At 38.3% G+C, this 11,328-nt stretch carries 11 protein-coding genes; 5 read left to right on the top strand and 6 right to left on the bottom strand.

Translation table 11 applies throughout. The annotated features are described in order from the left end of the window. From CXF76_RS02210 to CXF76_RS02200, 3 genes are all read left to right on the top strand, one after another. The coding region (locus CXF76_RS02210; protein ID WP_101162958.1) for a methyl-accepting chemotaxis protein at window positions 1-1,146 on the top strand (1,146 nt) is incomplete at its 5' end. A 133-nt stretch (window positions 1,147-1,279) separates the two neighbouring features. Further along, on the top strand, window positions 1,280-3,436 hold the full coding sequence (locus CXF76_RS02205) for a TonB-dependent receptor (RefSeq protein ID WP_101162956.1): 2,157 nt from the start codon (window positions 1,280-1,282) through the stop codon (window positions 3,434-3,436). Window positions 3,437-3,651: 215 nt separating this feature from the next. Beyond that, a complete protein-coding gene (locus tag CXF76_RS02200; RefSeq protein WP_101162955.1) occupies window positions 3,652-4,614 on the top strand; it encodes a TDT family transporter in 963 nt (320 codons plus the stop codon). A 2-nt stretch (window positions 4,615-4,616) separates the two neighbouring features. On the opposite strand, the gene CXF76_RS02195 is transcribed toward CXF76_RS02200, so the two are convergent. Further along, window positions 4,617-4,808 carry a DUF2986 domain-containing protein gene (locus tag CXF76_RS02195; RefSeq protein ID WP_007581250.1) on the bottom strand — a complete coding sequence of 64 codons (192 nt, stop codon included), beginning with the start codon at window positions 4,806-4,808 and terminating at the stop codon, window positions 4,617-4,619. Between the two features lie 336 nt (window positions 4,809-5,144). On the opposite strand from CXF76_RS02195, the gene CXF76_RS02190 reads away from it, so the two are divergent. Next, complete coding sequence (locus CXF76_RS02190; RefSeq protein WP_101162957.1) at window positions 5,145-6,632, top strand: dipeptidase; 1,488 nt, start codon at window positions 5,145-5,147, stop codon at window positions 6,630-6,632. A 71-nt stretch (window positions 6,633-6,703) separates the two neighbouring features. Here the strand turns inward: CXF76_RS02190 and CXF76_RS02185 are convergent, their stop codons facing one another. Beyond that, window positions 6,704-7,489 carry a putative porin gene (locus CXF76_RS02185; RefSeq protein WP_024589251.1) on the bottom strand — a complete coding sequence of 262 codons (786 nt, stop codon included), beginning with the start codon at window positions 7,487-7,489 and terminating at the stop codon, window positions 6,704-6,706. A gap of 114 nt (window positions 7,490-7,603) precedes the next feature. After that, window positions 7,604-8,371, bottom strand: coding sequence for an EAL domain-containing protein (locus tag CXF76_RS02180; RefSeq protein ID WP_024589250.1), 768 nt, complete (start codon window positions 8,369-8,371; stop codon window positions 7,604-7,606). Window positions 8,372-8,589: 218 nt separating this feature from the next. Between CXF76_RS02180 and CXF76_RS02175 the strand changes: the two genes are divergently transcribed. Further along, window positions 8,590-8,769 (top strand): 2TM domain-containing protein, encoded by a 180-nt coding sequence (locus CXF76_RS02175; RefSeq protein ID WP_081709133.1) that lies wholly within the window; start codon window positions 8,590-8,592, stop codon window positions 8,767-8,769. A gap of 404 nt (window positions 8,770-9,173) precedes the next feature. Here CXF76_RS02175 and CXF76_RS02165 read toward each other — a convergent pair whose 3' ends face one another. The 3 genes from CXF76_RS02165 to CXF76_RS02155 all read right to left on the bottom strand — a co-directional run. Continuing rightward, window positions 9,174-9,614, bottom strand: coding sequence for an OsmC family protein (locus tag CXF76_RS02165; protein WP_024589249.1), 441 nt, complete (start codon window positions 9,612-9,614; stop codon window positions 9,174-9,176). 124 nt (window positions 9,615-9,738) lie between these two features. Beyond that, the gene (locus CXF76_RS02160) at window positions 9,739-9,879 is read right to left on the bottom strand and encodes a DUF2256 domain-containing protein (protein ID WP_081709132.1); all 141 of its coding nucleotides are present in this window, start codon (window positions 9,877-9,879) and stop codon (window positions 9,739-9,741) included. Window positions 9,880-9,881: 2 nt separating this feature from the next. Next, window positions 9,882-11,328: cryptochrome/deoxyribodipyrimidine photo-lyase family protein (locus CXF76_RS02155; RefSeq protein ID WP_101162954.1), on the bottom strand; the 1,447-nt coding region annotated here is incomplete at its 5' end.

Raw genomic sequence — 11,328 nt, 5'->3', positions numbered from 1 at the left:
AAAACGATTGGGTATAGCAAAGAGAAAATAATTGGTAAGCATCATCGTATGTTTTGCGAACCTGAATATGCAAAGTCGAACGAATATAGTCAATTTTGGCAAGCATTAAAAACAGGGAATTCTAAAGCAGGCTCGTTTTTAAGGTACAAAGCTAATGGCGATAAGCTTTGGCTTGAGGCGACTTACTTTCCTGTAGAAGAGCATGGCGTAGTCACTAAAGTGATTAAAATAGCCTCTGATATTACGACCAGTTACATACAAAGAAAAGCGCAAGAAGCTATTGCAAATGCACTCGACAAAGCCTTGGCTACAATAGAGTTTACCCCAGAGGGTAATATTTTAAAGGCGAATCAAAACTTTTTAGCAACAGTAGGCTACAGCTTAAAAGATATTGTAGGTAAACATCATAAAATGTTTTGTACTGAAGTGTTTTATGAGAAAAACCCACACTTTTGGAATGAATTAGCGCAGGGGCAGTTTAAGTCAGGAAAATTTAAACGTATTGCTGCCGACGGTTCAGAAATTTGGCTAGAAGCTACTTATAACCCAATATTAGATAGCAAAGGTAATGTAATTAAAATAATTAAGTTTGCATCAAATATTACTGATCGTATACACAATAATAATGCAGTGACTGAAGCCGCTGCAATCGCGTATGAATCGGCGGTAGCTACAGCGCAAACCGCTAAAAAAGGTTCTGAGATACTACAAAGTTCTGTTGCAAACTCAGATGCCATTGTAAGCCAAGTTCTTAAGTCAGTTGATTTAATTAAAAATCTTAATGAACAGTCTGCGGTCATAGGCTCCATTGTTTCGACAATTAGCAGCATTGCGGATCAAACTAATTTACTGGCACTTAATGCCGCAATAGAAGCAGCGCGTGCTGGTGATTATGGTCGAGGTTTTGCTGTAGTAGCTGATGAAGTAAGGCAGCTTGCAGCCAGCACGAGTCGCTCTACTAATGAAATAGCAAGTGTTGTTAAAAATAACCAAGAGCTCACTAATGATATATCAAAGCAAATAACGTCAGTTTCAGACTCATCAAAACAAGGAAGAGAGCTTATTGCTAATGTGTCTGAGGTTATTAAAGAGATTGAACGTGGAGCCGATATTGTTTCTCAAACGGTAGCTAAGTTAAATGTTTAATTTATTATATGACCTTTTAGATTAAACACACCTAACAACATTCTAAATTGATAAAGTGCGACAATATGTCGCGCTTTTGCTTTTGCAACTCACACTATAATTACGCCAATTATTACAGTGGCATAAATTAACAATGGTTTATAAAAGCAAAACTCAAAAAACATATTTACTAACGCCTGTCGCACTTTTTATTAGCGGTGTGCTATCTCCTTTTGCATTTGCCGACGATACGTCTTTAGAAGTGATTGAAGTACACGGGCATGCTCAAAATAAGCATTTAGCACTTGGTTCGTCAGAATCGTTATTAAGTGATTTAGGTGTCGATTTTTCAGCAGCGGGCGGCGTATCTAACTTACCTATTTTAAATGGTTTAATGGGCGACAGAGTTAAAGTGTTAGTTGATGGTGCAGATGTAACCGCTGCATGCGCTAATCATATGAACCCGCCACTTTCGTATATCTCGGCTAATCAAATTACGTCTTACAATGTGGTTGCAGGCGTGTCGCCAGTAAGCGCGGGCGGCGATAATATTGCCGGTGTAATAAGCGTTAATTCTATTTCACCACAGTATAGCGATAGCAATGAATTAGGTTGGCACTCAGGTTATGTGTCAGCAAAGTACAGTAGCGTTGATAACGGACGTAAACTTGGCGTTGGTGCACGTTTAGCAAGTGACACGTTTAGCCTTAATTATCAGGGTTCGTTTAGTGACGCAGATAGTTATGAAGACGGTAACGGCGATGTAGTATTAGATACATTGTATCGAGCACAAAATCATAGTTTAACCGCAGCTATGCGCGATGATCAGCAGCAATTAGTTATAAAGCTAACGCATCAAAAAATCCCGTATCAGGGATTTGCAAATCAGTATATGGATATGACCGATAACACCAGCTACGGTGCAATAGCTCAATACAAACGCTCCTTTGAAAACAGCGAGCTTGAAGGGCAAGTTAACTGGCATAGCGTAAAGCACGAAATGGGTTTTTTTAGCCAAGAAAAAACAGGCATGATGCTAATGAAAACCGATGCACAAGATATAAGTACGCAGCTAAAATGGCGTATTGCGCTTGATAAAAACAGCAGCATTTTACTAGCTCAAGAATATTACAATTACAGTATTGATGATTGGTGGCCAGGTATTGAAGGCTCAACCATGATGGGACCAGACGATTACGTAAATATAAATAACGGTAAACGAGAGCGAATAGCGGCATTTGCAGAATTTGAGAGCCAAATAAATACAAAGTTATGGTTAAACGCAGGCGTACGTATTGAAAGTATTAATACCCACGTTTTAGAGGTTCAATCTTACAACGATGGTATGAGCATGACGGATATGGACGATATGAGTAGTATGGAAAGTATGACCATGAGCGATACGTCTACAGATAACACTGTTGCTGCACAGAACTTTAATGCTGGCGACAGAGATAAAACCGACACTATAGTTGATGCTAACTTATTAATTAACTACCAAATAACAAATTATGATGAGCTGCAACTTGGTCTTGCCCGAAAAAACCGAGCGCCTAATTTATACGAGCGATACAGTTGGGGTGTAAGCACCATGGCAACCACCATGATTGGTTGGTATGGCGATGGTAATGGCTATATTGGTAACCCTGATTTAGACGTTGAAACAGCGCATACAATAAGTGCTACTTATATTAAATCGGCTAAAGATGACCGTTGGCGATTAAGCACCAATGTTTGGTATACAGATGTGAGTGACTATATTGATGCTGATATTGTAAGAAGCTTCAATAGTTATGATTTAGACAATACAGCGCGTAACATTTTTCAGTTTACTAATGTAGATGCTATTTTGTATGGTGCAAAAATAGATTTAACAGCCAACATTTATGAATCTAAGCAATTAGGTAACTGGCAGTTACACGCTAATCTTACTAATACGAGAGGCAAGCGCGACGATACTAACCAGCCGCTTTATCAAATTAAACCACTGCAAACCCAGCTAGGTATTAGCCAGCAAATAGGTCGATTTGAAAACGCATTATCTTGGCAATGGGTAGATACTAAAAGCCGAGTAGATAATAATCGTTTTGAAAACCAAACAGACAGCTACAGCCTGGTTAATTTAAGCTCTAAAGCCACATGGGATTCATTAACGCTAAGCGCAGAAGTGAGTAATGTGTTTGATGAGTACTACCAACTCCCGCTAGGAGGTGTAAGTATTGCGGCACTTAAACAAGATAGCAGCAACGGGTTTGAACAACTTGCTGGGCAGGGTCGTTCATTTAATGTAAGCGTTAGTTACGCGTTTTAATTAACCTCATATTCAAATTTAAAATAAAGCAAAAGCCATAACCACGTTATGGCTTTTTTTGCGCTTTAATAATTAAGCCGTAAACTTATTTTAATGAAATGTTTGTATGCAAAAAGCGTTCTATTAAGCACGCTTGTATTAATTTTACAGCGTTATTTTAAGGCAATGCAGTAAAAAGCAGTAACTTGTTCATCGCTCAATGATTAGGAAGTACAGTGTTTAAGCAATTTAAAAATAAAGTGATGGGTGCGCCAACAGCTATGTCCGGTTTAGCTTTGGGTATTGCTAGTATGGGATGGACATGGGAAAACGTTTTTAATTTAAACTCCCAAGGGCAATTTTTGGGAGCGGTATTAGCTGGCGTATTAGTTTTACTTTTGGCTGCTAAGTTTTTACTACACCCTCATTTATTAAAAGCCGATTTAGCACACTCAGTTGCAGGAAGTGTGATCCCTACATTTGCAATGGCTAATCTTGTTATTTCAAACTCAGTTGGGCAATTTAACCCATTAGCTGGTGACATTATGTGGGTTTTAGCTTTTGCGCTGCATCTCACATTTTTGGTGAGTTTTTTATACCAGCGAGCAAAAAAGTTTAACTTTGAGGATATGGCGCCCAGCTGGTTTGTGCCGCCAGTGGGGATAATTATTGCAGATGTTACTTTTTCGGGAAATCCGACATTAGCGTGGTTAGCTTATAGCGCACTGGTGATTGGTATATCAACGTACAGTATTATGCTGCCAATTATGTTTTATCGCTTTTTATTAGCATTAAAAAGTGACTACGAAATACAGCCAACACTTGCCATTTTAGCAGCGCCTGCCAGTTTAACATTAGCGGGGTATTTTCATATTGTAGCTAATCCATCACTCTTTATAGTGGGGGCATTATTTATATTAGCGATAATAAAAACACTGATTGTTTATGTGTTATTTATAAAGTTATTACGCAGGCCTTTTACGCCGAGCTACGCTGCTTTTACATTTCCAATGGTTATTGGGGCAACTGCATTATTTAAAATGAAAGACTGGATGCAAAGTATAAACCTCGCAATGCCATATGTAGATACAGTTAATTACTTAGCTACGTTTGAACTTATAGTTGCCACGGCAGTAGTTGGTTATGTAAGTGGTCGGTACTTTTGCCACTTTAAACTATCAAAGGAACAGGTAACGTAGAGTTACTCTTGGGTTGCCTGTGGCTCATTACTTTCTTGTTCAGCTAGTTTTTCGCGCTCAGCTTTTGACACATAACCAGGTTTGTTGCTTTTATGTAGTTTAGCGTTAGTGCGTTTATCTTTCTTTTGAAATTTAGTGACGATTTTTTTACGACGGTTCACAATTAAATACCCTGTTAATTTTAAGTCGCGCATTATACAGCCATACTCATAAAAGCTGCTATATAAATATTTAACATGAACTCTGGGTAAGAGATTTACCAGCGTATTGAACTATAGTGATATTTAAATTTATTTTCTCTAGCCAGAGATTTTCAGTGAAAACAAGGCGAACTTACGCGTCAATAGCTGGCCTATTGCAAGTAAATTCAACGCAGTTAGCGCTGAAAATAACTGCTTGAGATAGATTTATTATCCAGAGTTCAGGTTATTTACCTTAAGTTACCTGTGTGTTTAGCGTAAAGAGCTATAAGTAAGCGCTTCATAGCATTATAATTACCGCTCTTAGTTATTAATTAAATGGGAATTGTTTTGAAAAAGTTAGCTTTAGCCAGTATTGCTTTATTTGCATTTGGCGCTCATGCGCAGTTAAATAAAAATATTGATAGCGTTGCCGATTACGCAGTAAATACCTACCAAAATACTCAAATACACACACTAACTAACTTAGTGGCTTTTCCGACGGTTAATAAAAGCGACATTACAGCCCCTCAAAATCCCGATTTTATTGGCTTTAAAGCACTGTTAAAAATGAAAGCCGCAGAGCTTGGTTTTGACTACCAAGATTTAGGGTACACCGTATTAATAGGTATGGGCGAGCAAAGCGAAAAAGTAACGGTAGTAACCCACGGCGACGTGCAACCTGCTAATGCTAGCAAATGGAAACAAAGTCCTTTTATTATTGATACATCTGAACCGGGAAAATTAGTTGGTCGTGGTACGGAAGACGATAAAGGTGCAATAGCAACAGCGCTTTACGCCATGAAAGCAATTAAAGATAAAGGCATAACCCTTAATAACCGTATTGAGCTTATGATTTACCTTGCTGAGGAGTCTGATTGGGGTCCGCTTACTCAATTTATGAAAACGTATGAACAACCAAAATATGCAGTAACGATTGATGCATCATACCCTGTAGTGGTTGCCGAGAAAGGCTGGAGCTTAATTGCTCCTACCTTTAATGCAACATCACCACAAACGGGTTTATATGTAAAGGATGTAACTGGCGGTGCGTTTAGAAGCCAAATTCCAGAAGACGCCAGCTTAGTACTTCACAATGCAGACGCTGCACTTATTAATACATTAAAAGCAAAAGCCAAAACATTAAATAAAGTTGAGTTTAACTTTAGTGAAAAAAGTAATGGTTTAGCAATAAGCGTTAAAGGTATGTCGGCGCATTCATCTGAGCCGGAGTCGGGTATAAATGCGATTGCGTATTTAGCTGAGTTATTTAAAGGCGTGGAGCTTGAAAATAACAGTGACGGCGAGCTAATCGACTTTGTAAATCAGTTAATTGGTTTAGATATTCACGGTAAACAGTTTGGCGAAATAGCTTACAAACACGACTTTATGGGTCCGATGACAGTGGCACCAACCGTTATTGAGCGCGATGGTAATGCGCTAACACTTGCTGTAAATGCACGTCGCCCTATGGGTAAAGACGAAGCTGTATTACAAAAGCAAATTGATGATGCGCTAGCTAATTGGCAAGCCACTAACAATGTAACGCTTGCCAACATAGAAACAATTATTGGCACACCTATGCTGCTTGATAGCGCGCCGCATGCGCAAAAGCTGCTTGATATTTTTAAGCATTTTACGGGCGACGAAAAAGCTGACTTTGTATCAATAGGTGGTGGCACTAACGCCAAGCTGTTTGATAACGCGGTATCGTTTGGTCCTTCAATGCCAGGTAAACGCTACACAGGTCATTCAGAGCATGAATTTATGACCATTGAGCAACTTGAGCTTAATTTGCGTATGTACACAGCGATGATGATAGAGCTAGGTAATATGTAACCTAAAGTTGTTTAGAAAAAGCCGCCTTGTTTAACTGAACTGACCCAGCAAGGCGGCTTTTTTTTTGTTTATTAAAATTGGGCTACAAAGCTAAGATTATATACATCATAGTTATCATTATCAGTGTAATTAGCTGTGAAGTAGTAGCTATCATTAATAAAGTACTTACCTTCAATAACTAAATCAGAGTCGTTTGAGCCAATACCGACTGCAACATGTTTATTAAAGTAATAGTTTGCGAGCACATTAAAAACTGAGTCGTCGCCAACATCTAGGTAGTCAACATTTATAGCAAAATAGCTGTCATCGTAAAGATGGGCAAAGTAACGTGATGATAGATCCCATGACTCTGTTTCATCATCTGTTTCAACAGTAAAACCAATGTAGTCGGTGTCATTAATTTCATGATTATATTGAGCTTTAAATAAATAAACTGTATCGCTATATTCATAATCTAACATACGAACAGATACTTTTAGTGAATCAGCAAATAAGTAACCTAAACCAAGTGAATAGTTGTCGGCATCACCAATATTAGGTAGTTCAAAAGTTGCAAAAGCATTGCCGTAAAAGCCTTCTCCAAAAATACCTTTTCCACTATAACCATCTGAATTAAAGTAATTTAAGCCTATATTACTATCTGTATCCAAGTAGCCATAATCATCCCACACACCTGAGTTTTGCTGTTCCTCAAAGTAATAGTGAGTTGATAACCCGTACACATCATCACTGTAATAATCAGAATCAATTTTTGCGTAGTTTATAGAGTTAAACCATTGTTTTGATTTTGACTGCTCGACGTTTGCAGACGCTGTACAGCTAAGTGCGAGTAAAGTGAGTGGCATTAAAAAGCGCATAAGTATCCCTTCTTATAATTAAGTAAATTTGTTACTAGAATGGGTATTATATTTATGAGGTTTTATAAGGCAATTAAATGATTGTAATAAAGTGTTTGGGTATTGTAGATTTTCCTAATTAAAAACGTAGGTTACCTCAGGCAAGTTTTCAAAGCTTGGTTTGGCAAATAAATACCCTTGCATAAGCTCAACACCTGCGTTTTTAAGCCATGTATATTCTTCTACTGTTTCAATCCCTTCAGCCAGTGCGATAATATTTAAATCGCGAAACATATTTAAGCAATGAGTTACTATTAATTGGCGTTTTTTGTCGTTGCTTATATCGCGTATTAGCGCCATATCCAGCTTGATAATATCTGTTTGAAAGTCAGCCAGTAGATTTAAACCAGAATAACCTGCACCAAAGTCATCAGTGGCGGTTTTAAATCCGAGAGACTGATAGTAATCAACAACGCGTTTAATGTGTGCGGTGTCTTCTATTTTTTCTACTTCAGTAAATTCAAACATAATATTTTGAATTGGGAAGTTATACTTTTTTGCAGCTTCTAGTGTGGTGCGTATACATCGCTCTGGTTTATAAATAGCATTAGGTAAAAAGTTAATGCTTAGCATTGATGTTATGCCCAGCTTTGAGGCAAGTTTAATGGCTTTAATACGACAAAGTTGATCAAATGTATAACGGTTGTCTTCATTCACCTTTGAAATAATAGAATAAGCAGACTCTTCATTTAAACCTCTAACCAGTGCCTCATAGCCATAAATAAGGTTAGTTTTACAGTTTATAATCGGTTGAAAAGCCATTGAAAAATCAAATTCGAGTTCGTTTGCGTCAGCACAGTTGTTACATGTCACTTTTTCGCAATTTTTTGATTTTTCGCTCATTTAGGTCATCCTTTTATGTTTATTTGTTTAGGTTAGTTGAGATTAGATTCTAACACAAATAGATTAAAGTATTGTTTTTTATGTTTTTATACATAATAAATAACTATGTAATTAAATGAAAAGTGATGACTAATGTCAGATCACTTAGTGACATTTAGCAGGTGTGTACGTTGCTTATTAAAACAATAATAGCGACATACATTACTTGGAGAATATAAATGAGCAATACAGTGACATTAGGCAAAAAAATTAAAGGATATTTACTTATTTTAACTTTGCTAAGCGTTATAAATTTGCTAACTTCGCCTAGCTATATATGGGTAGTATGGCCAGCAATTGGGATGGGAATAGGGCTTGTAGTAAGTACTTTGAGTTGGAATAAACCTAGGGCGTGTTGATTTTTGTGGATTGAAATTTGTTCAATCTAGGGGCGATTTAATCGCGGCGTGAGGTTTGTAACCTAGTGGGCTCGATAACTGCTCCTGCGTTATTCTACTGGCTTACATCCATGTAAGAATAAGTAAAAACCGAGCAACAAAGAGTCAATCGTCCCTAGAAAGAACCCAAAGGGCAGCGCATGTTTGGCATCTATGCTGCGTTATCGCCTATTAATGGGGAATAACCACACAACATAGGCTCTGCCTTGCCTAAATACCAAACACACTGCTGCAAATTCAACCACCAAATAACAACACGCCCTAGAGATATTTCTTTATAATAAGCAAGCCAAGTAATTACTTACTTGGCTTTTTTAGTAAGGAACTGTCTAAATAGTTAAGTCTAAATAGTTAAGTCTAAATATTTAAAATGCTGATTGAAGTGTCGCATCTAGTGATATTTCGGTATTTAAGAGTTTTGAAATAGGGCAGCTCTTTTTGGTTTGCTCACATAAGGCTTGAAACTGCTCGTTTTGAATATCATCAATACGCGCTTTTACCTCAAGGGCAATATGCGTTACCGAAAAGCCATCATCTACTTCATCAAGGCTTACGGTGGCTTTAGTATCAATTTTATCTGCTGTAAAACCTGCATCACCTAATGCAAGCGAAAGCGCCATACTAAAACATGCACTGTGCGCCGCACCTACTAATTCTTCAGGATTTGAGCCTGCCTCATCTTCAAAGCGAGTATTAAAGCCATAAGGTTGTTTATTAAGCGCACCACTTTGAGTTGAAATGCTACCTTTGCCTGTTTTAATATCGCCAGACCATGTTGAGCTTGCCGTCTTTTTAATCGTCGTCATCATCTTCTCCTTGCTTGATTGTAAGCTTTTCAGGTTAGCTAAGCGTTATTTACAAAATAAGCTTACATAAAGCCTTAAAAGCAATAATTACTGATGATGTTGCAAAATAGACGCCAGTTAATTGTTATCTCTGTTTATTTCGCTTACAGCGCTCTGAACAGTAAATAACGTTATCCCAGTCGCGTTGCCATTTTTTACGCCAAGTAAAAGGTTTATTGCAAGTGGGGCATATTTTTTGAGGTAAGTTTAGTTTTTTGTGCGCCATACTTACTTAGTCTCACAATTACTTTTAGTATCCGTTTTATTTTTTGCTTGGCTTGTTTTTGGTGTAATTGCTACGTGCCTTCTAAGAATCCTCCCTATGGCGCTTTTAACATCGGCTCGCTCACGATATTGCCATAAGCGCTCGCGTGCTTCTTTTGAGGCCGCTGTTAAATCAAGTATGGGTTCGGGATAATCCTCCCCTAACTTAAAGTCGTTAAAGAGTGCCTCCATCGGAGTTTGCTCCCAAGGCTGATGTAAATATTCAATAGGGAGTTTTTCAAGCTCGGGGCACCATTTTTTAATAAACGAACCTGTTGGGTCTTGATCTTCTGATTGTTTAATTGGGTTGTAGTGCCTAATGGTGTTAATGCCTGTTACCGAGGCTTGCATTTGAATTTGCGGATAGTGAATTCCGGGCTCAAAATCTAAAAAGTAATTAGCGAGAGGAAAGCTTGCTTGCTGCCAGCTTATATTTAAATGATGCGTTACAAAGCTTACAAGCATGGCGCGCATTCTAAAGTTTATATAGCCGGTGGCTTTTAAGCAGCGCATGCAAGCGTCAATAATGGGAATACCTGTTTGACCTTGCGCCCAGCGTTCAATATCGTTTTTAACATGTTCATCATCACGATACGGAAATACATGATAACCCGGATTAAGGGCTAAAAACTCCATAGAACATTCGCTCTCAAACTTTTGCATAAAGTGGCAGTGCCAATGCAAGCGCGATACAAACGCAGCAAGCGGGCGCTTCCAGCCTCTTTTATCAGGGTGTTTTGAATGATATTCATCAATGGCCATTTGATACACTTGCCTAAGGCTAATATTCCCCCACGCTAAGTACGGCGAAAGTCGGGAGCAATGTGTTTGGCTTAAACTTGGGCTCGATATTCCTTTTTGATAACCTTTACCGCGCTCGGCAAAAAAGCTCTGCATTACAGTTCGCGCATGCAGCGGGCCACCTTGTTGAAAGCTGTCGTGATCTTGCGTGTAAGCGCTTGGTAGCTCAGGTGTTTGGTAGTTATTGAGGGTAATTGTTTTTATACTCTTCCAATTAGGAACTGCAATAGGTGCTTGCATTGTTTGCTGCCAGCGTTCGTTCCAATTATTACGATTTTTTTTGCCGCGAATAACCGCGCCTGTTTGCGACTCTAGCCAATTAATATGGTTATGCTGGCACCATGCTTTTATTGCTTTATCGCGCTCAAAGGTGTTGTTTAAGCCTATTTCTTGATGGCTAAAAATACTAACTATTTCAAACTGTGCCTTTAACGATTCAAGTAAATCGTTCATATTTAAATTAAAGATATAAACACAGGCATTAAAGCGCGCTAGCTGATTATTTAACTCAACTATTGATTGATACACAAAGCGCCAGTGCCGCTCATTGTAGTGTGCATCTTCGAGCAGCAATGGCTCAAAGTTATAAAGTAATAGGGTAGGTAAGCCA

The sequence above is a fragment of the Pseudoalteromonas sp. 78C3 genome, from assembly GCF_002836695.1.
Taxonomy (GTDB): Bacteria; Pseudomonadota; Gammaproteobacteria; order Enterobacterales; family Alteromonadaceae; genus Pseudoalteromonas; species Pseudoalteromonas arctica.
This window is presented reverse-complemented; position numbering and strand designations above follow the sequence as displayed.

Excerpts from the sequence above, each read along its gene's own strand:
- CXF76_RS02205 (WP_101162956.1), top strand. The coding sequence starts at position 1,280 with ATGGTTTATAAAAGCAAAACTCAAAAAACATATTTACTAACGCCTGTC.
- CXF76_RS02195 (WP_007581250.1), bottom strand. The coding sequence starts at position 4,808 with ATGCGCGACTTAAAATTAACAGGGTATTTAATTGTGAACCGTCGTAAA.
- CXF76_RS02185 (WP_024589251.1), bottom strand. The coding sequence starts at position 7,489 with ATGCGCTTTTTAATGCCACTCACTTTACTCGCACTTAGCTGTACAGCG.
- CXF76_RS02180 (WP_024589250.1), bottom strand. The coding sequence starts at position 8,371 with ATGAGCGAAAAATCAAAAAATTGCGAAAAAGTGACATGTAACAACTGT.
- CXF76_RS02175 (WP_081709133.1), top strand. The coding sequence starts at position 8,590 with ATGAGCAATACAGTGACATTAGGCAAAAAAATTAAAGGATATTTACTT.
- CXF76_RS02165 (WP_024589249.1), bottom strand. The coding sequence starts at position 9,614 with ATGACGACGATTAAAAAGACGGCAAGCTCAACATGGTCTGGCGATATT.
- CXF76_RS02160 (WP_081709132.1), bottom strand. The coding sequence starts at position 9,879 with ATGGCGCACAAAAAACTAAACTTACCTCAAAAAATATGCCCCACTTGC.